Annotated in this window: 20 protein-coding genes and 1 riboswitch; of the genes, 11 read left to right on the forward strand and 9 right to left on the reverse strand. The window is 75.2% G+C overall.

The features are described from left to right. Positions 1-92: 92 nt before the first annotated feature. The gene (locus tag ACFW1A_RS09505) at positions 93-1,223 is read left to right on the forward strand and encodes an FAD-dependent monooxygenase (RefSeq protein ID WP_380406803.1); all 1,131 of its coding nucleotides are present in this window, start codon (positions 93-95) and stop codon (positions 1,221-1,223) included. Positions 1,224-1,240: 17 nt separating this feature from the next. Here ACFW1A_RS09505 and ACFW1A_RS09510 read toward each other — a convergent pair whose 3' ends face one another. Then, positions 1,241-2,320 carry an aldose epimerase family protein gene (locus ACFW1A_RS09510; RefSeq protein WP_380406805.1) on the reverse strand — a complete coding sequence of 360 codons (1,080 nt, stop codon included), beginning with the start codon at positions 2,318-2,320 and terminating at the stop codon, positions 1,241-1,243. Between the two features lie 314 nt (positions 2,321-2,634). Between ACFW1A_RS09510 and helR the strand changes: the two genes are divergently transcribed. Then, positions 2,635-4,830 carry an RNA polymerase recycling motor ATPase HelR gene (helR, locus tag ACFW1A_RS09515; RefSeq protein WP_380406807.1) on the forward strand — a complete coding sequence of 732 codons (2,196 nt, stop codon included), beginning with the start codon at positions 2,635-2,637 and terminating at the stop codon, positions 4,828-4,830. On the opposite strand, the gene ACFW1A_RS09520 is transcribed toward helR, so the two are convergent. After that, the gene (locus ACFW1A_RS09520) at positions 4,820-5,161 is read right to left on the reverse strand and encodes an ArsR/SmtB family transcription factor (protein WP_380406809.1); all 342 of its coding nucleotides are present in this window, start codon (positions 5,159-5,161) and stop codon (positions 4,820-4,822) included. The genes helR and ACFW1A_RS09520 overlap by 11 nt on opposite strands. 163 nt (positions 5,162-5,324) lie before the next feature. Here ACFW1A_RS09520 and ACFW1A_RS09525 point away from each other — a divergent pair, with 163 nt between their 5' ends. Continuing rightward, entirely contained in the window at positions 5,325-6,311 is a 987-nt protein-coding gene (locus tag ACFW1A_RS09525; RefSeq protein WP_380406811.1) for a zinc-binding alcohol dehydrogenase family protein, read from the forward strand. 47 nt (positions 6,312-6,358) lie between these two features. On the opposite strand, the gene ACFW1A_RS09530 is transcribed toward ACFW1A_RS09525, so the two are convergent. Next, positions 6,359-7,264: a DUF2797 domain-containing protein gene (locus ACFW1A_RS09530; RefSeq protein ID WP_380406813.1), complete on the reverse strand. Its 906-nt coding sequence runs from the start codon at positions 7,262-7,264 to the stop codon at positions 6,359-6,361. A 267-nt stretch (positions 7,265-7,531) separates the two neighbouring features. On the opposite strand from ACFW1A_RS09530, the gene ACFW1A_RS09535 reads away from it, so the two are divergent. Further along, the gene (locus ACFW1A_RS09535) at positions 7,532-9,268 is read left to right on the forward strand and encodes a DUF1003 domain-containing protein (protein WP_380406815.1); all 1,737 of its coding nucleotides are present in this window, start codon (positions 7,532-7,534) and stop codon (positions 9,266-9,268) included. Between the two features lie 162 nt (positions 9,269-9,430). On the opposite strand, the gene ACFW1A_RS09540 is transcribed toward ACFW1A_RS09535, so the two are convergent. After that, the gene (locus ACFW1A_RS09540) at positions 9,431-9,694 is read right to left on the reverse strand and encodes a LapA family protein (RefSeq protein ID WP_380406817.1); all 264 of its coding nucleotides are present in this window, start codon (positions 9,692-9,694) and stop codon (positions 9,431-9,433) included. A gap of 71 nt (positions 9,695-9,765) precedes the next feature. Here ACFW1A_RS09540 and ACFW1A_RS09545 point away from each other — a divergent pair, with 71 nt between their 5' ends. Beyond that, positions 9,766-12,228, forward strand: a complete 2,463-nt coding sequence (locus ACFW1A_RS09545; protein WP_380406819.1) for a hypothetical protein — start codon at positions 9,766-9,768, stop codon at positions 12,226-12,228. A 7-nt stretch (positions 12,229-12,235) separates the two neighbouring features. Here ACFW1A_RS09545 and ACFW1A_RS09550 read toward each other — a convergent pair whose 3' ends face one another. Continuing rightward, positions 12,236-12,856: a TetR/AcrR family transcriptional regulator gene (locus ACFW1A_RS09550; RefSeq protein ID WP_380406821.1), complete on the reverse strand. Its 621-nt coding sequence runs from the start codon at positions 12,854-12,856 to the stop codon at positions 12,236-12,238. 28 nt (positions 12,857-12,884) lie between these two features. Next, on the reverse strand, positions 12,885-13,592 hold the full coding sequence (locus ACFW1A_RS09555; protein WP_380406823.1) for an SDR family NAD(P)-dependent oxidoreductase: 708 nt from the start codon (positions 13,590-13,592) through the stop codon (positions 12,885-12,887). 367 nt (positions 13,593-13,959) lie between these two features. Here ACFW1A_RS09555 and ACFW1A_RS09560 point away from each other — a divergent pair, with 367 nt between their 5' ends. Together ACFW1A_RS09560 and ACFW1A_RS09565 are read left to right on the forward strand one after the other, a co-directional pair. Then, the gene (locus ACFW1A_RS09560) at positions 13,960-15,954 is read left to right on the forward strand and encodes a protease pro-enzyme activation domain-containing protein (RefSeq protein WP_380406825.1); all 1,995 of its coding nucleotides are present in this window, start codon (positions 13,960-13,962) and stop codon (positions 15,952-15,954) included. A 206-nt stretch (positions 15,955-16,160) separates the two neighbouring features. After that, positions 16,161-16,724 carry a dihydrofolate reductase family protein gene (locus ACFW1A_RS09565; protein ID WP_380406827.1) on the forward strand — a complete coding sequence of 188 codons (564 nt, stop codon included), beginning with the start codon at positions 16,161-16,163 and terminating at the stop codon, positions 16,722-16,724. Positions 16,725-16,768: 44 nt separating this feature from the next. Here the strand turns inward: ACFW1A_RS09565 and ACFW1A_RS09570 are convergent, their stop codons facing one another. From ACFW1A_RS09570 to ACFW1A_RS09580, 3 genes are all read right to left on the reverse strand, one after another. Next, a complete protein-coding gene (locus ACFW1A_RS09570; protein WP_380406829.1) occupies positions 16,769-17,995 on the reverse strand; it encodes an MFS transporter in 1,227 nt (408 codons plus the stop codon). Positions 17,996-18,278: 283 nt separating this feature from the next. After that, the gene (locus tag ACFW1A_RS09575; RefSeq protein WP_380406831.1) at positions 18,279-18,851 is read right to left on the reverse strand and encodes a YbhB/YbcL family Raf kinase inhibitor-like protein; all 573 of its coding nucleotides are present in this window, start codon (positions 18,849-18,851) and stop codon (positions 18,279-18,281) included. 61 nt (positions 18,852-18,912) lie between these two features. Then, on the reverse strand, positions 18,913-19,353 hold the full coding sequence (locus ACFW1A_RS09580) for a MarR family winged helix-turn-helix transcriptional regulator (RefSeq protein WP_380406833.1): 441 nt from the start codon (positions 19,351-19,353) through the stop codon (positions 18,913-18,915). 188 nt (positions 19,354-19,541) lie between these two features. On the opposite strand from ACFW1A_RS09580, the gene ACFW1A_RS09585 reads away from it, so the two are divergent. The 4 genes from ACFW1A_RS09585 to ACFW1A_RS09600 all read left to right on the forward strand — a co-directional run bounded on the left by ACFW1A_RS09585 (position 19,542) and on the right by ACFW1A_RS09600 (position 22,216). After that, a complete protein-coding gene (locus ACFW1A_RS09585) occupies positions 19,542-19,994 on the forward strand; it encodes a hypothetical protein (RefSeq protein ID WP_380406836.1) in 453 nt (150 codons plus the stop codon). A 59-nt stretch (positions 19,995-20,053) separates the two neighbouring features. After that, positions 20,054-20,419 carry a hypothetical protein gene (locus ACFW1A_RS09590; protein ID WP_380406839.1) on the forward strand — a complete coding sequence of 122 codons (366 nt, stop codon included), beginning with the start codon at positions 20,054-20,056 and terminating at the stop codon, positions 20,417-20,419. 58 nt (positions 20,420-20,477) lie between these two features. After that, positions 20,478-21,236 carry a hypothetical protein gene (locus ACFW1A_RS09595; protein WP_380406842.1) on the forward strand — a complete coding sequence of 253 codons (759 nt, stop codon included), beginning with the start codon at positions 20,478-20,480 and terminating at the stop codon, positions 21,234-21,236. A 155-nt stretch (positions 21,237-21,391) separates the two neighbouring features. After that, entirely contained in the window at positions 21,392-22,216 is an 825-nt protein-coding gene (locus tag ACFW1A_RS09600; protein ID WP_380406844.1) for a hypothetical protein, read from the forward strand. A 109-nt stretch (positions 22,217-22,325) separates the two neighbouring features. Further along, positions 22,326-22,456, forward strand: a riboswitch (FMN riboswitch). Positions 22,457-22,707: the final 251 nt, after the last annotated feature.

Here is a 22,707-nt window from a genome sequence, read left to right on the forward strand (position 1 = left end):
CAACACCTGTTGACGTGTCGTCAGAAGGGAGTCACCATGGCCGTCAAGCGTTGGCCAACACTCGTTGGCATCGGCTCGAAGGGGGCTCCACCATGACCAGCACCGCGCTTCCGCCGTCCACCACCGTCGCCGTCGTGGGCGCCGGACCGACCGGACTCGCCCTCGCCGTCGGCCTCGCCCGGGCCGGCATCGACTTCGTGCTGCTCGACCGGCTCGCCGAGGGGGCCAACACCTCGCGGGCCGGGGTCGTGCACGCCCGCACCCTCGAGGTGCTGGCCCAGCTCGGCGCCGCGGAGCAGTTGATCGCCACCGGCCTGCGGCTGGACCGGTTCGCGGTCCGCGACGGCGCCCGTGCCCTGCTCCGGCTCTCCTTCGCCGAACTGCCGACCGACTACCCGTTCGCGCTGCTCACCCCGCAGTCCAGCACCGAGCAGGTGCTGCTGGACCGCCTGACCGAGCTCGGCGGCACCGTGCACCGCCCGTACCAGGTGGCGGGCCTGGTCCAGGACGCCGACGGGGTCACGCTGACCATGACCACCGGCGAACAGCTGCGCGCCGCCTACGCGGTGGGCGCGGACGGGATGCACAGCGCGGTCCGGGAGGCGGCCGGGATCGGCTTCACCGGCGCCGGCTACGACGAGTCCTTCGTGCTCGCCGACGTGCGGATGGACTGGGCGCCGGGGCGGGCGGAGGTCGGCGTGCTGCTCGGGACGGACGGCGTCCTGCTGGTCGCTCCGCTGCCGGGCGACATCTACCGGGTGGTCGCGGTGGTGGACCGGGCCCCGGCCGCGCCCGACCTGGCCGAGGTGCGCCGCCTGCTGGCGGAGCGCGCACCGGGCCAGGCCCGGGTGCACGAGCTGGTCTGGTCCTCGCGGTTCCGCGTGCACCACCGGGTCGCCGACCGGTACCGGGCCGGGCGCGTCTTCGTCATCGGGGACGCCGCCCACGTGCACAGCCCGGCCGGCGGCCAGGGCATGAACACCGGGATCCAGGACGCCTACGGGCTCGGCCGGGCGTTCGCCGAGGGCACCCTGGACGCGTTCGAGCAGCACCGCCGGCCGGTCGCGGTGCGGGTGGTGGCCTTCACCGACCGGATGACCCGGATCGCGACCGCCACCGGCGCCCGGCGGCTGCTGCGCAACGCCGTGCTCCCGGTGCTCGGGCGCACCCCCGCCTTCCGGCGGCGGATGGCCCGAGAGCTGTCCGAGCTCACCTACCGGTGACCGGCGCCGGCCCGGCGCTACCCCTGCACGCCGAAGCGGTAGACGGTGGTGGACCGGTACCGCTCGCCGGCCGCCACCAGCGTGGTCGGGTAGGCGTCCCGGTTGGGCGAGTCGGGGTAGTGCTGGGTCTCCAGCGCGACGCCGGCGTGCCGCCCGTACCCGGCGCCGGCCGGGCCGATGGACCCGTCGAAGTGGTTGGCGGTGTAGACCTGCAGACCGGGTTCGGTGGTGCGGACCTCCAACCGCCGCCCGGTGGGCGGGTGGTCCAGCACGGCCACCGGGCGCAGTTCCTCGCCGGCCGCCGTGGGCAGCACCCAGGTGTGGTCGAAGCCGCCGCCGGCCAGCAGGAGTTGCGGGTGGTCCAGGTCCAACCGGTCGCCCAGCCGGGTCGGTTCGGCGAGGTCGAAGGGCGTACCGGCCACCGGGGCCGGCGGGCCGAGCGGGATCATGCCCGGGTCCACCGGGAGGTACTGCTCGGCGGCAACCCGCAGCAGGTGGTCGGCCACGGTGCGCGAGGCCGGTCCGCCCAGGTTGACGTAGGCGTGGTTGGTCAGGTTGACCACCGTCGGCGCGTCGCTGACGGCCGCGTAGTGGATGGCCAACTCACCGTCGGCGGACAGCAGGTAGCTGACCTCGACGTCGAGCGTGCCGGGGAAGCCCTGATCACCGTCCGGGCTGGTCAGCCGGAAGACCACACCGGCCCGGTCGGCCGACTGCAGCGGCTCGCCGGTCCAGACGCGGGTCGCGAACCCGTCCGGGCCGCCGTGCAGGGTGTGGCCGCCCGCCTGGGTGGCCAGCTGGTACTCGGTCCCGCCGATCCGCAGCCGGCCACCCGCGATCCGGTTCCCGTACCGCCCGACGGTGGAGCCGAAGTAGGCGCCCTCGCCGAAGAACTGGTCCCAGCCGACGGGGCCGAGCAGGACGTCGTCCAGCCGCCCCGCCCGGTCGGGAGCGCGCACCGCGTGCAACCGCGCGCCGAAGTCGTGCAGTTCGACGGTCAGCCCGTCGGGGGCCGCCAGCAGCCAACGGGTCGAGGTCCGCCCGTCGGGCAGGGTGTCCGTCCCGACGGCGTGCACGGTGGGGGTCTGCTGGCTCATGACGCGCATGTTAGCGATCACACATCCAGCCGATCAAGGCCGGTCGTCCCTTGGGCTTCTCCGGTTCCTGCCCGAAGGTGCGTCAGGCCGACGACGGACACGGCGGGCCCGGGCCGGGGACCCCGACGGGTGCGCGGCGCGGCGGTGGCGCGGCGGGTGAGAAGCCAGGCGATCGAGGAGAACGCACTCTCCGCCATATCTAACGTATAGCGCAAGGGGGGCCTTGCGGCAAGGCCCTGGTGGTGGCGCACAATCGCTGGCCGAGGCCCGGACCGGTGCACAGCGGCAGCGGCCTCAGAACGGAGCGGATGCCCATGACCCCCCGACCCACCACCTCCCCCACCACGGCCCGTCGCACCACCACGCCCGCGCCGAGCAGCGCCTTCGACCTGCCCGAGCGCCTGTCCGCCAAGGCCGACCCGGCCCTGATCGCCCGCGACGAGCAGCACTTCGCCGCCGTCGGCGCGGCCCTGGAGCAGGCGATCGCCGAGCTCTCCGAGCAGCTGGACGAGCTGCGCCGGGCACCGGGCGGCCCCGGCCGGGCGGCGATGGACCGGGACGTGGAGATCCACCGGCTGACCGGCCGGCTGCGCGCGCTGCGCCGCTTCGGCCTGGACCTCTGCCTCGGACACGTCGTCAGCACCGAGGACCCGGAGCCGGTGTACATCGGCCGGCTCGGCCTGACCGACACCACCGGCCGCCGCCTGCTGCTCGACTGGCGCTCGCCGGCCGCCGAGCCGTTCTTCGCGGCCACCCACGCGCACCCGATGGGCCTGGCCAGCCGCCGCCGCTACCGCTGGACCCGCGGCCGGGTCGGCGACTACTGGGACGAGGTCTTCACCCCGGACGGCCTGACCGGGCACGCCGCACTGGACGACCAGTCCGCCTTCATCGCGAGCCTGGGCGCCGACCGCTCTGCGCGGATGCGCGACGTGCTGGCCACCATCCAGGCGGACCAGGACGCGATCATCCGGGCGGGCTCGCGCGGCGCCCTGGTGGTGGACGGCGGCCCCGGCACCGGCAAGACGGTGGTGGCGCTGCACCGCTCCGCCTACCTGCTGCACGCCGACCCGCGCCTGGGCCACCGCCGGGGCGGTGTGCTCTTCGTCGGCCCGCACCAGCCGTACCTGAACTACGTGGCGGACGTGCTGCCCGGCCTGGGCGAGGACGGGGTGCGGACCTGCACGGTGCGCGACCTGGTCGCCGAGGGCGCCGCGGCCGGGGTCGAGACCGACCCGCGGGTGGCCCGGCTGAAGTCCTCGGTGGACATGGTGACGCAGGCGGTCGAGAAGGCGGTCGCCCTCTACGAGGAGCCGCCGACCGAGGGCATGGTGGCCACCACGCACTGGGACGACCTGTGGGTGAGTGCGGCGGACTGGGCCGCCGTGTTCGACGCGCCGGAGCCCGGCACCCCGCACAACGAGGCGCGCGGGCAGATCTGGGACGAGCTGGTGGCGCTGCTCTACGACCAGCTGGGCAATGAGGAGGTCCCGCCGGAGCTGTTCCGCCGGTCGCTGCTCCAGGACGGCGAACTGGTCGAGCGGCTCAACCGGGCCTGGCCGCTGCTGGAGGCGGCCGACGTGGTGTCGGACCTGTGGACCGTGCCGGCCTACCTGCGCCGGTGCGCGCCCTGGCTGGGCCCGGAGGAGGTGCGCCTGCTGCAGCGCGCCGACGCCACCGCCTGGACCGACTGCGACCTGCCGCTGCTGGACGCCGCCCGCCACCGGCTCGGCGATCCGGACCTGGCCCGGCGGCGCCGCCGGCAGCAGGCCGCCGAGGCCGCGGAGCGGGCCCGGATGGCCGACGTGATCAAGGACCTGCTGGACGCGGACGACGACGGCGAGGGCGTGGTCACCATGCTGCGCGGGCAGGACCTGCAGGACAGCCTGGTGGACGACGCGGCGCTGCCCGCCACCGACGCCGACGGGCTGGCCGGCCCGTTCGCGCACATCGTGGTGGACGAGGCGCAGGAGCTGACCGACGCGCAGTGGCAGATGCTGCTGCTGCGCTGCCCGTCCCGCAGCTTCACCGTCGTCGGCGACCGGGCGCAGGCCCGGCACGGGTTCGCCGAGTCCTGGCAGGAGCGGCTCGCCCGGGTCGGCCTGGACCGGTCGCGGGTCTCCCGGCTGACCGTCAACTACCGCACGCCGCAGGAGGTCATGGCCGTGGCGGAGCCGGTGATCCGGGCCGTGCTGCCGGACGCCAACGTGCCGCGGTCGATCCGCGCCAACGGGATCCCGGTGCGCCGCGGCGCGGTGGCGGAGCTGGACGCGGTGCTGGCCGACTGGCTGGCGGCGCACCCGGAGGGGATCGGCTGCGTCATCGGCGCGCCGGACTTCCCCGGGACCGCCCGGGTCCGTTCGCTGACCCCGCAGCTGTCGAAGGGGCTGGAGTTCGACCTGGTGGTGCTGGTGGAGCCGGAGCGCTTCGGCGCGGGGACCGGGGGCGCGGTGGACCGCTACGTGGCGATGACCCGGGCCACCCGGCAGCTCGTGGTGCTCACGGGCTGACCGGGCCGGCGGTGCGGTCCCAGGCGGCGAGCACGGTGGCGAGCAGGCCGGGGAAGCGGGCCTGGAGGTCGTCCGCGCGCAGCATCGACATCCGCCGGTTGACCTCCTCGCGCTGGCGGATCAGGCCCGACTCGCGAAGCACCTTGAAGTGGTGGCTGAGGGTGGACGGCGCCACGTCCACCGGGAAGGTGCCGCAGGCGCGTTCGGGCTCGGCGGCGAGGGTGCGCACGATGGTCATCCGGGTCGGGTCGGAGAGCGCGTGCAGCACGTCGAGCAGGTCGATCTCCTCGGTCACGGGGTGGGTGAGCGCGCGGCGGTTGGTGCGGGACACGGAGCCGACCTCCTGGGATTGATCGAGGTTGGTCGAGGGCGGTTGAGGGTGATCAAGGGCGGTTGAGGGTGATCGACAACTGCCCGGGGGCGTGATATCTCTTTCGATGTTCGTAGAACATGGTTCCACGGACATCCTAGCGAGAGCGAGAGGGGAGCTCGACATGCGCGCACTGGTCATGACCGCCCCGGGCGGATCGGAGAACTCGCGGGTCGCCGAGGTCGACGAGCCGCGCCCCGGACCGGGCCAGGTGACCGTCCAGGTGGCCTACGCGGGCCTCAACTTCGTGGACGTGATGGCCCGTCGGGGCGACCCGGGCTACGTGGCGAGCTGGCCCCACCGGCCCGGCAAGGAGGTGGCGGGCACGGTCCGGGCGCTGGGCGAGGGCGTGACCGGCTTCGCGGTGGGCGACCGGGTGGTGGCCGCCACGGCGGACGGCGGGATGGCGGAGGTGGCGCTCGCGGAGGCGGCGCTCACCGTCGCCCTGCCCGACGGCGTGGACCTGCGCCAGGCGGCCGCCGCCCCGCTCGGCCTGGCCACCGCGATGCTGCTGCTCACCGAGTCGGGCCGGTTCACCGCCGGGGACACGGTGCTCGTCCACTCGGCCGGTGGCGGCATCGGCAGCGCCGTCGCCCAGGTGGTGCCGCAACTCGGCGGCGGACGGCTGATCGGCACGGTCGGGCGGCCCGAGAAGGCGGCGGAGGCGGTCAAGGCCGGCTACGACGCCGCCTTCGCCCGCGGACCCGAGCTGCGCGAGGCGGTGCTGGCGGCCACCGACGGGCGGGGCGCCGACCTGATCCTGGACCCGCTGGGCACCACCGCCCTGGAGCTGGACCTCGACCTCGCGGCCACCGGCGCCCGGATCGTGCTCTTCGGCAACGCGGGTGGCGGCGCGGTGGACGCGCTGCCCCCGGTCGGGCGGCTGTTCGCCGGCAACCTGTCCATCACCGGCTACAGCCACCGCGGCCTGACCCTCGGCGCGCCCGCCAAGGTCGCGCGCGCCGTCTCCCGGGTCCTCGACCTGCTGGCCCGGGGCGGGGTCGACCTCCCGGTCACCGAACTGGCCGACCTCGCCGACGTCCCGGCCGCGCACGACCGGATGGCGGACGGCACCGGCCTCGGCAAGTACGTGGTGCGCCTGGGCGCCTGACGCCTCCTCGGTTCTGGCCGGGTGCTCCCCGCTCCGGGGTGCACCCGCTAGAACAGCGCCTCCTGGCTGCCCACCGGCTCGGTGCACCGCTTCAGCCGCAGTCCGTCGGCCGACGCCGTGTCGGTCGCGCCGATCCGCCAGCCCGCCAGGCGCCGGGTGTCCAGCAGCAGCGGCGGGCCCGCCGGTTGGTCCAGGAAGAGGTGGCGGCCGATCGGGGCGCGGGCCACGCCGGTCAGCACCGCGCCGTCGGACAGGCCCGCCACCTCCAGGTACTCGGCGGGTGCACCGTCGGCGAGGCCGAACAGCGGGACGTGGTCCGCGATCTCCCCGCCCGGGAACAGCTCGATCCCGTGCTCGCCCAGCAGCGGCAGGGCCCGCGCCCGCAGCGCGGCCAGCTCCGCGGACCGCGTGGCCGCCGGGGGCAGTCCCCACCAGCCGGCCGTCTTGGCCGTGCTGCGGAACCGCTCCCGGGCCAACCCCGCTCCCGAGAGCGTCAGTTCGGCCCGGCGGATGCCCGGCAGCGAACCCCGGGCGAGGAAGGTGAAGGCCAGTGCGCCCTGCTCCAGCAGCCGGCTGGTGCCGCGCTGCTCGGCGGTCAGGCCGACCTTGAGCAGGCCGGTGCCGAGCCAGGCGAGGTAGAGCCGGTAGGTGCGCCCGTCGTCCACGATCTGGTCCCGGGCCAGCGCCAGCCCGCGGTCGGCGGCCTGGCAGGCGGGGCACTGCACGGCGGCACCGTCCGGCTCGATGGTGGCCCGGTGCGGACAGGCCCGGCGTTCCGGCTCCCCGGGCAACCACACCCCGGTGCACTGCCGCGGCCCCGCCAGCACCCAGCCGATCCGCTCCCCCGCCGCCAGTACCCGCTCGAACCCGCGGTCCCCGCACCGCGCGCTGAGGTAGGGCCGACCGCCGTGCCAGTGCAGCCCGTGCGCCGTCCATCCCGCCTGCTCGTCCATCCGCCCCACGCTACCGGCAGCCACCGACACCGCGGGCCGGGTACCCGGGACCGCCCGCCCGGGGCCGCCCACCCCCGGGGCCGTCCGCGTGCCCCGGCCGCACGCACACCGCGCCCCACCCGCACGCCGTGCCCCGTGCGGGACCTGGCGCCCCGTCAACAACCCGTCAGGAGTGGGCTCCGGTGCGGAACCCGGGCCACCCACCGGTCCTCCGTATGTGATCATGTTCGGGACAGGTGCGACGGGACCGGGCGAGGGGGAGCGCGAGTGAGCACAGCCGGTACGGTGACGGATCCGCCGCAGCAGTCCCCGGTGGCCACCCCGGTCACCCGCGCCGACGAACGGATCGGGATCAACGGCGCGATGGCGGCCGCCCTGACCCGGGTGGTCGGCTCGATGCCCGCCCTCTACGTGGTGCTGGCCGTCTTCGCCTGCTGGATGGTGCTGGCCACGGTCGGCCCGCTGCACCAGGTCGACCCCTACCCGTTCGGCTTCCTGCTCTTCCTCGACAACGTGGTCCAACTCGCGCTCTGCCTGGCCATCCTGGTCGGCCAGCGGGTGCTCGGGATGGCCGCCGACCGCCGCTCGGTGCAGACCTACGAGAGCGCCGAGACGATCTTCGAGCGGGTCGCCGACCTGCAGGAGCACCTCGACCGCCACGACCGGATGCTCGGCCGCGGGATGAGCCTGCTGGAGTCCAGCCCGCACCCGTGGATCGAACGCCACCGGGTGCAGCGGCCGCCGCAGGCGGTGGACCAGCTGACCACCCTGAACGGCCGGATCGCCGCCTGGCTCACCACCCGGCTGGGCAGCATGTGGGCGTTCTACCTGGCCGCCGTCACCCAGCTGCTCTGGATCGGCCTGTCGGCCCTGGGCGTGCAGCGCTTCGACCCGTACCCGTTCGCCTTCATGAGCTTCCTGTCGACGCTGGCGCAGCTGCTCTTCATGATCGTGATCATGGTCGGCCAGGACGTGCTCGGCCAGGCCGCCGACCGCCGCTCCGAGCAGACCCTGCTGGACGCCGAGGCGATCCTGCACGAGTGCCGCCGGATGAAGGCCCGGCTGGTCGCCCAGGACCGGGTGATCGAGAGCCTGGCCGACTACACGAGCGCCCAGGTCACCCGCCAACTGGCCCGTGCGGTGTACGAGAGTCGGCAGTCGGTCGCCGGCCCGGGCCCGCAGGCGCCGCCCTGGACCGAGCTGCCCGAGGAGGTGCGCGCGGCCAAGCGGGTCCAGGCGCGCCGCCTGGGCGACCGACTGGCCGAGATCGGGTGCCTGATGGTCCCGAGCGCCGAGCCGGTCAGCCTGGTCGCCTTCAGCGAGGAGGAGACCGAGGCGCTGGCCCGGCTGGAGCACCGCCAGCAGCAGACCCTCGACGCCGGGCAGCTGCCCGGCCAGCGCCCGGTGCCCTGGGAGGACCTCGGCGCCGCGGACCGGGACCGCGCTCTGGCGGCCGTCCGCCGACTGCCCGCGATCCTCGCCGAGGTGGGCTTCCAGATCCTGCGGACCAGTCAGAACGCGGACGGCCCGGGCGAGTTGGACTTCACCCCGGAGGAGTGGGAGACCCTGGGCCGCGCCCTGATGGCGGCCGGGGTCCTGGTCGCGCTGGCCGAGGGCATCGCCGATCCCGAGGAGATCTCCGCGCTGGTCCAGTTGCTGCGCGAGACCGGGATCAGCGGACAGCGCCGGTTCCTGCGCGAACTCGCGGCGGCCTCCACCTTCGAGACCGGACTGCACGCGAACACCCGCTACGCCGAGTACGCGGGACCGGCGCTGGCGACCATCCGCGCGGCCACCGCGATCGTGGCCCGCACCGCGCCCGGCGAGCTGGCGGACTTCCGCGCCTTCCTGCTGGAGATCGCCACCGTGGTCGCGGACGCCAACGACGAGGGCGGCTTCCTGGGGATCGGCGCCGGACCCCGGGTGCCGAACGAGCTGGCGGCCATGGCAGCCGTCCGCGCGGCGACCGAAGCGGACCCCGCGGAACTCGACCCACCGGCCTGACGCCCGGTCAACCCCTTCACCGCCGGCCCCGGCCCGTGGGCACAGTCCCGGCAGTGGTCAACCCTTCACCGTGGGCGCCGTCCCGGCAGCGGTCGGCCCTTCACCGTGGGCACCCTCCCGGCAGCGGTCGGCCCTTCACCGTGGGCACCCTCCCGGCAGCGGTCAGCCCTTCGCGGCCCGCTTCAGCCGGCGCCGGCCCACGAACCACCCGACCGAGCCCGCGACGAGGGCGGTGACCGCCAGCACCAGCCACAGCGGCGCGGTGACGGTGGGCACCCAGAGCCTGACCTCCACCGACTGGGTGTTGGCCGCCACGAACCAGACCATCGCCACGCCCAGCACGGTCAGCACGAGGCCCCGCCCGGTGACGGCCACCCCCTTGACCCGGATCAGCGGGTGGTCCGACTTGCGCGCTTCGTCCGTCATGGCCCCATGATCGCCCGCGGGCCGCCGGTTCGCCCGGTTACGGCTCCGGCGCGCCCTGACATCATGTCACCATGGCTGAGGCGGTCCACAACAACAACTCGGGCGACGCGGGGATCGTGGTCCAGGCGCAGATCGCCAACGTGTGCCTCCACCGCGACGCCGGTGCGCCGCCGGACGCCGGTGCGCCGCAGCAGCCCGTTGACCGGCTGGCCCGTGCGGTGCGGAGCCAGTGGGAGCGCGAGGCGAACCTCCTCGGCCTGCGCGGGGTCAGCCAGCTCGCCGTCGAGTGGCGCGAGGCCGACCGACCCGACCGCCCGGTCGGGTTCGCCGAGCTGGTCGCCGACCTGCCGCCGCTCGCCTCGCTCCGGCTGGTGATCACCGGGCCGGCCGGCGCCGGGAAGACGTCCCTGGCGATCCTGCTGGTCCTCGAACTGCTCGGCGGGCGCCGGGCCGGCGGCGCGGTGCCGGTCCTGCTGTCGCTGTCGGACTGGAACCCCGGCGGTGAGGACCTGGTCCAGTGGATGGTCCGACGGATCACCGAGGACTACCGCACCCCGGAGAACGGGCTCGATCCGGGCACGGTGCGGTCGCTGGTGGAGGAGCGGCTGGTCGTGCCGGTCCTGGACGGCCTCGACGAGGTCGTGCTGCTGCCCCCCGAGGACGTCGCCACCGCCCTGAAGAGCGCCCTCGGCGGCCCCGACACCCCTCTGGTGCTGCTCTCCAGGCCGCAGGCCCACCAGGACGCGGCCGACCGGGCGCCCTTCCTGCGCGCCCTGCGGGTCGTCCGCGCCTGCCCGGTCCCCGCGGACGTCGCCCGCGCGTACCTGGCGCGCGAGTGCCCGCCCACGCGACTGCCCGCGTGGGAGCCGGTCCTCCGGGAGCTGGCCGAGAACCCCGGCGGCCTGCTGGCCACCACCCTCTCCTCGCCGCTGATGCTCTGGCTGGCGGTGAACGTCTACGCCCCCGAGGACGCCGACCCCGCAGACCTGCTCGACCCGGCCCGGCCGGCCACCCGGGAGGCGATCGAGGGCCACCTGCTCGACGGCCTGGTACCGGCGCGGTTCTCGCGCGGACCGGCGGCGGTCGGGGTTCCGGGCGCGGTGCGCGCGTGGGACAAGGACGACGCCCAGCGGTACCTGCGTTTCCTGGCCGGCTGCCTGGAGCGCGACCGGACCCAGGACATCGCCTGGTGGCGGCTGCGGTCCGCGGTCACCCGCCCGGTGCTGTGGAGCGCGGTCGTCCTGGTCGCCGTGGCCCTGCTGGGCACGGGGGCCGGCTGGGCGGCCGCCGGGCTGCTGCACCTGGTGCACCTGCTGCACCTGCTGCGGCAGGTCCGGACGGTGCCCACCGGCTACGCGCTGAGCGCCGTGGCCGGGGTCGCGACGGTGGCGACGGTGATCGGGCGGATCGTCGCCACGCACGCCGTCCCCGGCATCGACGGGCCGCGCCGGACGGTCCGCGTCCCGCGCCGCCTGGTCCCGCTGGTGCCGCCGGTCGCCGTGGGGCTCGCCGGTGCCGGGCTGCTCCTCCCACCGAGTGTCTGGGTGCTCTTCGGCGCGTTCCTGCTCCCGCTCCTCGCGGGCGCGCTGCTGACCAGGATGGCCAACCCGGGTACGGCCGCACGGCAGCGGGTGCTGCTGGACGGCGAGCGCAGGCTCTCGCTGGCCCAGTGCCTCGTCCCCGCCCCGGCGGTGGCGGGGCTCTCCGTGGCCCTGCTCGACTGGCCGTCCGGCCACCTGCCGGCCACCGTGGCGGCCCTGGCGGTGGCCTGGCTCTGCTCGGCACTGACCCTGGTGGCGCTGAGCAGTTGGGGCCGGTGGACGGTGGTCCGGCTCGTCCTGGCCGGGCGGCAGCAGCTGCCCCGGCGGGAGGTGATGGGCTTCCTGGAGGACGCCCACCGGCTCGGCATCCTGACCCAGGTCGGCGGGGTCTACCGGTTCCGCCACGCCGAACTGCGCCGGCGCCTCGCCGGGGCCGGCCCCGCGGCGGCGCCCGACCGGGGCGAGCTCCGGATGCGGAGCAGCCGCACCAGCCTGTCGGCGCTGCGGCTGCTGGGGCTGGACCTGCTGCTGCCGTTCCTCGCCTACCTCCTCGTCGTCTCACCGCTGTCCGCGCCCGCCGGACCGTCGGCCGACTGGCAGCAGAGCTGGGGCGTGCTCGCAGGGCACTGGCCGCTCTTCACGGGGCTGGTGGTCGTCGGCCTGCTGCTCGCCCTGGCCCTGCGGGCGGTGGCCACCGAACTGCGGATCGATGCCGAGGCGGTCCGCCTCAGCGGGGGGCGCAGGCTCGCGCTGCGCTGGGAGGAGGTGGCGGAGGTGGCGGTCCGCCGGGCCCGACCGCCGCGCGGGCTGGCGGCCGTGCTGCCGATCCAGTACCACCTGTCGCTGCGCCCGCTGGTGCCGGTGCCGCGGACGGACGAGCACGGCTGGGTCACCGTCTGGGACCTGGGCTCCACCGACACGCTCCCGCCGGAGCTGGCGGCCGCACTCGACCGCTTCGCCGGCGACCGCCGGCGGCCCGCACCCTGGTCCTGACGCCGCTTCAGCCCGCCGAGCGGCCCGGCGGCGCCACCAGGCTGCGGACCGCTTCCAGCATCGCGGCGCGGTGCTCGCCCAGGCGGGTCGGTGCCATCGCGTCCCGGCCGGCGGCGGCCTTGAGGGCCGGCGGGGCACTCAGCCAACTCTCCGTCAGGCGCAGCACCAGGGCGAACAAGTCGACCGCGGGCAGGTCCGCGCGCACCCGGCCGGCCTGCTGGGCGGCGGCGACCGCGTCGATCCGGGCGCGGAAACCGGCGATCTCGGTCTCGGCCGGCTCCGGCTGCTCGAACGAGCGCCAGGCCGCGATCCGGCGGGCCTCGGGGTTGGCCAGCACGTAGTCGTAGCGCGCGGCGGCGAAAGCGCACAGGTCGCCGTCCGGCATGGGGGCGGCCTCCACCACGGCGCGCGTCTGCTCCGCCACGACGGCGTCGAAGAGCGTGTTCTTGTCGCCGAAGTACACGTACAGCAGGCGCTTGTTGGCCCCGGCCCGCGCCGCGATCCGGTCGATCCGGGCGCCGGCCAGGCCGTGTTCGGCGAACTCGGCGGTGGCGGCGCTCAGCAGCAGCGCCTTGGTGGCCTGCGCGTCGCGCGGGCGCGGCGGGCGTTCGGCACCGGACTCGGACATGCGGATCACCCTACCGAAGGCCGGTCGCTCACCACGGGACGACTCCGGCCGCGGTGAAGAAGGTGCCGGTCGGGCCGTCGGGACCGATCTGCGCCAGCCGGACGATGACCTCGGCGCCCTCGGCGACGCTCTGCGTCCCGGCGTGGTGGTTCAGGTCGGTGGCGGTGAACCCGGGGTCCACGGCGTTGATCCGCACCTGCGGGTACGCCTTGGCGTACTGCACGGTGAGCATGTTGACCGCCGCCTTCGAGGCCGGGTACGCCACGTCGGGGTAGAAGTGGGTGGGCGAGGCCGGATCCGCCAGCTCGCGCGTCAGCGCCAGGCCGCTGCCCACGTTCACCACCACCGGCGCGGCGGAGCGGTGCAGCAGCGGCAGGAAGGCGTGCAGCATCCGCACCTGGCCGAAGACGTTGGTCTCGAAGACCTCGCGCACCCGGTCGGCGGTCGTCTCCGCCACCGGCACGAAGCCGCCGCCCTCGGTCCGCGGCTCGATGCCCGCGTTGTTCACCAGCACGTCCAGGCCGCCGTCCGCCTCGATCTGCCGCACCGCCGCGGCGACCGACCCGTCGTCCGTCACGTCCACCTGCACGAACCGGGCCCCCACCGCCCCGGCCGCCCGCACCCCGCGCTCGACACTGCGCGCGCCGACGTACACGGTGTGCCCGGCCGCCACCAGTCGGCGGGCGGTCTCGAACCCCAGGCCCTTGTTGGCCCCGGTGATGAGCGTGGTCGTCATGGCCGGCTCTCCGTTCCTTTGTACCTAACCAGATAGTTACACGGTAAGCCGGTCGCCGGTCCGAAGCAACCTCCGCCCGCCCTGCGGGTCGCGAGAGCCCGGTCCGGGCGGACACCAGTCGACCACCGCGTACACCGCACGGCCGCGCGGCCGTCCTCCGCCGTCGCGCCGCTCCACTCCCGTCTCCCGGTCTGCGACCGAACGGCGGGGTCGACGCGTCAGTCAAGGCTGGGTGGTCTTCGCGCCGCCCGGAGTCCGAACCTGCCGATCCATGACGGAGTGTGAGACCTTGCCCCAGTCGCCCGTTTCCCCTGCCCACCCGACCGCTGCTGCTCCCGGAGCCCGACACCACGGCCGGGCGGGCCGGTTGGCCGCCGGTGCGGCCGCGGCGGCGCTGGTCGTGACCGGTGTGGTGGCGCCCGCCGCCGATGCCGCGGGCGCGCCGCGCACGGAGCTGGCCTCCGCCGTCCCCGGCTGGCTCACCGACCCCGGCCAGGGGGCTCCGGTCGACACCGGCGCGGCTCCCGGCACCTGGGGCCTGTCGCTGCGGGTCTACCTGGCGGGCCGGGATCCGGTGGGCCTGGGCCGCGCGGCCCAGCGGGTCTCCGACCCCGCGGACCCGTCCTACGCGCAGTACCTGACGCCCGCCCAGTTCGAGCAGCGCTACGGCACCACGCCGGCCCAGACGGCCAGGGTGAGCGCCTGGCTCAGTGGCCTCGGCATGCACGTCACCGGCACCAACGCCCACTACCTCGCGGTCACCGCCACCGTGGACCAGGTGCAGCGGGCCTTCGCCACCACGATGCACGGCTACGCCCGACAGCCGGGCCAGCCGCCGCAGCTCGTCGCCCCGGCCGGTGGGATCTCGGTCCCGGCGGCCCTGGGCCACGACATCAGCACGGTGCTCGGGCTGGACGACCTGAACCCCGTGATCCCCGATCCCGCCGCCCCGACGGCGGCCCGCCGGACCGCGGCCGCCCAGTCGCCCGCCCCTCGGACCGGCGCCGTGCGCGCGACGACCGCACCGACCGCGCCGAGCGCGCCGACCGCTGCCCCGCCGTGCTCGAAGTGGTGGGGCGAGCACAGCTCGGCGATCCCGCCCGTCGACGGCCGCACCACCGCCGTCGACCAGGTCTGCGGCTACACCCCCCAACAGCTTCGCGGCGCCTACGGGGTGACGGACAGCCCGTACACCGGGAAGGGCCGCACGGTCGCCGTGGTGCTGGACGGCGCGCTGCCCACCATGGCGGCCGATGCCGACAGGTTCTTCGCCGCCCACGGTCTCCCCGGCTTCGCGCCGGGGCAGTACAGCGAGAACTTCGGCCCGGACTTCGCCGCCACCTGCGGCGGTTACGCCGACGCGCCCGAGGAGCCGCTGGACGTGGAGACCGTCCACCTCGCCGCCCCGGACGCCAAGGTGGTCTACGTCGGGGCCGACTGCGACACGGGGGCCGGCGGTTCGACGGCGTTCCTGGACGCCCACACCCGGATCGTGGACCAGCACCTGGCCGACGTGGTCTCCGACTCCTTCGCCACCAACGAGGCCTCCGACTCGCCCGCCACCGTGGTGGCCTGGGACCGGATGTTCCAGCAGGGTGCGCTGGAGGGCATCGGCTTCGACTACGCCTCCGGCGACGACGGTGACGGCTCGGACGGGACGGCCCGGGGCTCGGTGATCTTCCCCGGCTCCGACCAGTGGGCGACCGCCGTGGGCGGCACCACCCTGGAGCTCGGCCAGGACGGCGCGGTGGCCGGCGAACTCGGTTGGGGCGCCGAAGCCGCCCAGGTCGACCCGCAGGGCACCGGCTACCTGACCCCGCCGCCCGGGCAGTTCTTCATGGGCTCGGGCGGCGGCCGCAGCCGGCTGGTCGACCAGCCCTGGTACCAGAGGAACGTGGTCCCCCCGGTGCTGGCCACCGCGGGCGGCACCGCACCGGCGCACCGCGAGCTGCCGGACGTCGCCGCCGACGGCGACCTGGCCACCGGCTGGCTGATCGGGTTCACCACCCCGGGCGGCGCCTACCACGAGGAGGTGGGCGCCGGCACCAGCGGCTCCTCCCCCCTGATCGCCGCGCTGGAGGCGGACGCCGCCCAGGCCGCGGGCCACGCGCTCGGCTTCGCCAACCCGCTGCTCTACCGGCTGCGCACCAGCCCGGCGATCCACGACATCGTCCCCGCACCGGCGGGCCGCGCCCCGTCGGTGGCGATCCACCTGCCGAGCTGGGAGACCCCGGGCAGCTTCGACACCTACCTGTCCCTGCTCGACCACGACGGCTCGCTGACGACCGCGCCCGGCTACGACGCCGTGACCGGGGTCGGCTCGGCGAGCCCGGACTTCGTCCGCTGGTTCGCCCGGCGCTGATCGCCCGTCGGTGCCATGATCCCCGGCGGTGCCCTGATCCCCCGTCGGCGCGCTGATGTCCCGTCAGCGCGCCGGTCCGGGGGCGCGGCGCGGCACGGGCCGCGTGCGCCCCCGGGGTCCCGGCCCGTCGGCGGCCGCGCCCGTAGGATCGCCTGGTTCGCCCCGCGGGCGGGCGGTCCCGGCAGCAGGAAGGTGGGCTCGACGCCATGCTGATCTACTCGACGAGCGTCTCGGTGGACGGCTTCGTCAATGACCGCGAGGGCCGGTTCGGGTGGTCGGTGCCGGGCGAGGAGCAGTTCCGGTTCCACCTGGCGCAAGTGCGCGAGCTCGGTGCGCACCTGTGCGGTCGGCGGCTCTACGAGACCATGCTGCCCTGGGAGACGGACCCGGCGATGCGCGCGAACGAGCTGTGGGACGCATTCGCCGATGCCTGGTGCGCGCTCCCGAAGGTCGTCTTCAGCCGCACGCTCGACCGGGTCGAGGGCAACGCGCGGCTGGCCACGGGGTCGGTGGCCGAGGAGGTCGCCGCGTTGCTCGCCGCGACCGACCGGGACGTCGAGATCGGTGGCGCCGGGCTGGCCGCGGCGGCGATCGGGCTCGGCCTCGTCGACGAGCTGCGGCTGTTCCGCAACCCGATCGTCGTCGGCGGCGGCACGCCCTGCCTGCCGCCGGTCACCGAGGCCGTTCCGCTGGAGCTGGTCGAGACCAGGACGTTCGGCTCCCGCGTGGTCTACGAGCGCTACCGGCGCACCCTCGACGGGTCGGACTGACCGGCCGTCGACCCACCGCCGGCCGGCCGGTCGGTCGACCGCCGTCAGCCGGCCGGTGCGCCCACGGCGACCTGCGGGGCCGCCGCCCGGCGCAGCGGGTAGCGCGGCGGGCGGACCAGTGCCAGGGCGAGCAGTAGCGCGAGGCCGCCGGCCCCGCAGGTCAGCGCGAAGGCCGCGGTGTAGCCGTGCCTGTCGGCCAGCGGTCCGGCGACCAGGACGGCCAGGCCCTGCCCCACGACCAGCCCGCTGCCCAGCAGGGTCATCGTCTCGCCCATCCGGTCGGCCGGGGTGATCCGCTCGACCAGTCCGAAGAGCGCGATCAGGGTCGGGGCCACCGCGATGCCGATCGCGGCGACCGAGAGGGTGGCTCCCAGGGCCGCGCCGACGGGCAGCAGGGTGAGGGTCAGCGCCGCCTGCGCCGCCATGGCGGTGCGCAGCCGCGTCGTCAGGTCGAGGCGCTCGGCCAGGGTGGCCAGCAGGAATCCGCCGGTCGCGCTGGTGACGCCCATCGCGGACCAGATCAGGCCGCCGACGCCCGCGTCGCCCCGGGCCAGCGCCTGGACGCCGGTGTTGGCGGCCCCGAACATGACCCCCTGCAGGACCGTCATGGCGAGCAGGGGCAGCAGCGGGCCGGGGCGTAGCCGGCCGGTCCGCGTGCTGCGGGGTGCGGCGGCGGGGGCCGTGGGGTGCAGTGCGAACACGGTGCCGAAGACCGCCATCAGCACGGCCGCGCAGACCAGGCCCGCCGCCGGGTGCACGGCCCAGGCCAGGATCCCGACCAGCGCGGGGCCGACCACGAAGCTCGTCTCGTCCACCACGGCGTCGAAGGCGAGTGCGTGCCCGACGAGTTCGCGCCCCTCGGGGTGGCGGTCGGCCAGCGCGATCCACCGGGTCCGGGCGAGCGGTCCGATCTGCGGGACGGTGAAGCCGGCGAGCAGCGCGCAGGCGGCCTGGACGGTCAGCGGCACCCGGGCGACCGCGGCCAGCACCAGCGCGACGATGGTCAGTGCGTTGGCCACCGACGCCGCGAGCACGACCGGGCGGTGGCCGCGGCGGTCGGCCAGCCGGCCCAGCAGCGGCCCGCCCACCGCCTGCCCGCTCCACAGCGCGCCCGCGACGATGCCGCCCCGGGCGACCCCGCCGAACTGGGTGACCATGAGCAGCGTCCCGGTCGGGCAGAGGGCTGCGGGCAGCCGGGCGAGGAACGAGACGAGGGGCAGTCGGCGGCCGGCCAGCCGGACGACACCCTGGACGGCACTGCGAACGGGCAAGACGCGCCTTTCGTCGGTGGGGCTCGCAGGGCACGGTGCGCACGGCAGCGCCGGGGCACGCCTGCGAGGACGGCGCGGAGGGCCCGCCGCCGTCGGGCACGGATTCCTGTCGGTCACTCAGTCCGGCCCGAAGAGCGGCGAGTTGAGGTATCCGCTGTGCGTCCCCACTACACAGGACGACGCCCGGCCCGGGCATCGGCACGGCCACCAACCCGTGCGCCACGCCGTTGATCGTGCGCTGGAGGTTCCTCCAGTGGAGCGACGGACTCCGCACCCCCACCGGTCAGCGTTCGTACACGCCGGTCAGCCGGCCCCGCGCCAGGACGGGTGCGGTGACGCCGGACAGCAGCGCGCCCGGGCGGGTCCGCTCCACCGGTGCACCACCGGGGGTGCCGTCCAGCGGGGCCGCGAGGGCGAACAGCTGGAAGACGTAGCGGTGCGGCCCGTGGCCCTTGATCGGGCCGGGACCGCGGTAGCCGCGGCCGACGAAGGAGCGCAGCAGCCGCACCCCGGGGCCGGGTCGGTCCTTGGCCAGGGCGCCGGGCTCCAGCGGGCCGGCCCCGGGGTCGAGCAGGGCCGCGCAGTGCACCACGGGCTTGGCGAGCGGGACGTCGATGTCCTCGACGACCAGGAGCAGTTGGGCGGTGCCGGCCGGGAGCGGGCCCCAGGCCAGCCCGGGCGACACGTCGGCGCCGCCGACGTGCTTGGCGCACTGCACCAGCGGCATGGTGCCGCCGTCGCCGAAGTCCGCGCTGGTGACGGTCAGCAGGTCGGGGCCCTGCAGGTTGGGCCGCAGCCACGCCGCGTGGGTCTCGCCGGCCTTGCGGTTCTTCAGGAGTCGGCCCAACAGGGTCATGGTGGTGCCTCGCTCGTTTCGGTGGTGTCGGGGGTGGGGGTCCCACCCGGATCGGACCGGCTCAGAGCTGCCGGCCCAGTCGGTCCAGCAGCGCCGCGGCGTCGGCGAGCTGCGCCAGCTCGGCCGGGGTGAACGCGCCGCCGCCCAGGCCCCGGGCGAGGAGCTCGACCAGGGTGTTGCGCTTGTTCCTGAGCGCCTGCGCACCGGCCTCGGTCAGCGACAGCAGGATGCGCCTGCCGTCGTCCGGGTCCGCCCGGCGCTCGACCAACCCCCGCTCGCGCAGCGCCGCGAGGGTCGCCCCCATCGCCTGCGCGGTGATCTGCGCCTCCCGGGCCAGCGCCGCGGACGTGGTGGGCCCCGAGCGGTCGAGCTGGTGCAGCGCCGTCCGCTCGGGCATCGAGAGCCCGCCGTCGACGGGCGCCTGACGCCCCCGTCGCACCAGCACGCTGATGCTCGCCAGCAGGGCGGAGGCGACCTCGTCGGGGTCGGGGCCATCGGTCATACTACTAAGGCTACCTTATCAGTCTTCCTTACTAGTCATCGAGGATCACCCCAGCCCTGGACAACGGCCCTGACACGCCTGCCGCGGGCCCGGTGGGCCACAGATCTGTCACAGGTCCGCCCACCGCAGTTGTTCCGCCGACATCCGCGGACATGAATCCGACGACACCCGGCGGAGGCAGGAGGACCATGGCGGACACAACGGACGTACTGCTGCAGCTGTGGCGCGAACAGCGTGACCAGGGACGGCAGATCGAGGACCAGCGCGCAGCTCTGACCAACATCGTCATCGTCGTGGTGGCGGCGGGGCTGGGATTCCTGGCCCAGCAGGGACACCTTCAGCTCTCCGCGCTGGGGGTGACCCTGCCGATGTTCGGGCTCGGCATCTTCGGCGCCGTCGCCTGCATGAAGTTCCGCGAGCGGTTCGACCTCCACACCCGGCGGGCCCGCCAACTGCGCAGGGCCATGGGCCGCCTGCATCCCGAGGTCGACCTCGACACCCTCTGGGCGGGCGGCCACAAGACAGCCGGCAGTCGCTTCCCGCACCTGATCAAGGTGCGCCTGTACGCGGTGTGGGTCAGCCTGCACGTCGGCATCGCGCTGACCGGCGCGGTTCTCAGTGCATGGATCCTGAGCCAGTAGGACCCGCCCGGCCGCAAACCCGTTTGACCCTGGCCCCGGCGGGATGATCGGCTCCCGGCATGGACGACAGCACGACCGGTGACCCCCTCCCCGCCGAGGTGGTCACGCTGCTGCAGGCGCTGCTGCGGGAGGACACGCCCGTCCACCGCGGCCTGCTCGCGCAGCTCCCCCGGCTGCGGGTCACCGGGCACTGCCCGTGCCCCTGCCCCACCCTCGACTTCGGCGTGGCCGACACGGCGGCAGTCCCGCCCGTGGCCGGGGCCCGGGGCCCGATCACCGAGGCTGCCGTGCTCGACCGCGACGGGCAGCCCGTCGGCGGCGTCCTGGTGTGGGCGACCGGCGGCTACCTGTCCGGTCTGGAGCTGTACAGCTGGGCGGACGAGCCGATCACCCGCTTCCCCGGGCCGGACCGCCTGGCGTGGTGAGACCCGGTCCGGCGCACCGCGTCGACGGCGCCCGCTGCGGTCCCGGTAGGCTCCTCCGGTGATCATTTCGACCGAGCGGCCCGACCGGACCTGGTGGGCGCTCACACGGGGGAATCTGGCCGCTCACTGGCCGCAACTGCTCGGGGTGCAGGCGCTGTTCGCCGCAGCCGGCCTGGCGGTGTGGGTGCTGCGCGCCGGGCTGGAGAGCGCCGACCTGTTCCTGGCCGGCTCCGTCTGGTCGGCCGTGGCCGACGGGCTGCTGGCCGCCTGGAGCTGGTCCACGGTGCTGCGGATCCTCGACGGCGGCCACCGGGTCGGCTCGGCGCTGCGGCCGGACCTGCGGCGCACCGCCCGGCTGTGGGGCTGGCTGGTCGCCCTGGGCGGGCTCGACCAGCTCGGGCTGCTGTCGCTGCTCGGCCCCGGCGTCTACGGCGATCTCGTCCTCTCGCACGCCATGGCCGTGTTCCAGCTCGCCGCCCTCTACCTCTCGTTCGCCACCGCCCTGCTGCCCATGACGGTCGTGCTGGAGGGCCGCGGCCTGCGCGCCGCCTGGCGGCTCTCCCACGGAAGTTGGCGCACCGCGCTGCAGATCGTCGCCGCGCTGGTGGTGGGCGGCGTCCTGGCCGAGCTGGCCGAGCTCCCGCAGGCCGCGGCGTTGAGCAGCTACCCGTACCCGGTCTACCTGCCGCTGCTGCAGGCGGCCGGCCTGGTCCTGACCACCTTCGGCCGGGTGCTCACCGCGCCCATGCTGCACGCCGCGTTCCGCCTCCGCCGGCCGGTCCGCACCCCCGCCGCGGACGAGCCCGCGCTGATCTGAGGCCGACCGCCCGCGCGCCGCCCTCCCCGGGGCCCGCGAGTTCCGGCCAACTCCTGCGGATCGCACCCGAGATGGGTACCGGTGCGGGCAGGATGGCCGCGGTCGGGCCCCCGGTCGGGCGGACCCGCACACCGAGCGGAAGGCAGGATCCGGCAATGCGTAAGAGCGCACGGCGAACCACGGCGGCGGCAGCCGTCTGCGCCGCACTCCTCGGCGCGGTGGGCCTGTTCGCCCCGACCGCGCAGGCCCGCGCCCAGGCCACGGTCTCCCTGTCGCCCGCGCGGGGGAGCGTCGGCCGGGCGCCCGGCACGGCCCCGCTCCCGGGCGTCGAGGGGCAGTCGGCCACCGTCACCCGACCCGACGGCACCCAGGCGCAGTTCGCCCTTTTCTCGGTCAACTCCCCCACCAACGTGACCGTCTGGTACCAGACCCAGTCGGTCCCGGGCGGAACGTTCGGCGCCTGGACCCAGGTCAGCACCATGACGGTCAACTTCCAGAACGCACTGCTCGCCGCGGCCTCCGACACGGACGGCAGTCTGGAGGTGTTCACCATCGGCTTCCAGGCCGGCGGCCTGGTGCGGATCCACCAGAGCGGCGAGAACGGCGCGTGGTCCGCGCCGGAGTCCTTCGCGCCCGCCGGCGTGGGCGTGCCGCGGTTCTTCGGGGCGCCGGTGGCGTTCCAGCGGTCGGACGGCACCCTGGTGCTGTTCGAGGACTTCCAGGGATCGGGCAGCCCGGAACTGTACGTCGACGAGCAGAGCGCCCCGGGCGTCTGGGGCGCCTGGACCGACCTCGGGGCCGGCCCGCTGCCCGCGACCGTCGCCACCCCGTCCTCGGTCACCGAGGCACCGGACGGCACGCTGACCGCCGTCTCGCACATGTGGGACGCGCCGTCGATGTTCGCCCGGATCTCCCAGTCGCCGACCGGGAGCTGGGGCCCGTGGCACGCCTGCACCAGCAGCGGGTGCGCGAACGGCTGAGCGCACCACGGCTCCGGGGAACTGACCCACCGTCGGGAGTGGCGCGGACCACATCGGCACGGAACGCATCGGCAACGAACCGCACCTGTGCCATGATCGCTGCGAGTGTTCGCGCGCTCCGGGGTCGGTGCAAGTCCGAACCGGCGGTGAAAGTCCGCGACCCGGCCGAAGCCATCGGCCGGTTGACCTGGTGGAACTCCAGGACCGACGGTGAAAGTCCGGATGGAAGGCAGTGCGCGGCGATCGACGGTGCACCGGCACGCCCGAAGGGCGCGCCGGCTGCTCGGTGTTCGCTTCTCCCCGGAACGGCGACCGCGCGACCGGGGTGCGAGCCGTCGACGACACCGCCCCCCGACGTGTGGTCCGCCGTCCACGGGGGCGGTCCACCCGAGTGGCCGGGCCCACGGGCGACGCCGACAGGCCCCGGACTCACCCCACCACTCCCCCCCGCCCGCGTCCCACCCGGGAGCCCGCCGGCCCGGCGCCACAGG

This window comes from Kitasatospora sp. NPDC058965 (genome assembly GCF_042741245.1).
Classification (GTDB): Bacteria; Actinomycetota; Actinomycetes; order Streptomycetales; family Streptomycetaceae; genus Kitasatospora.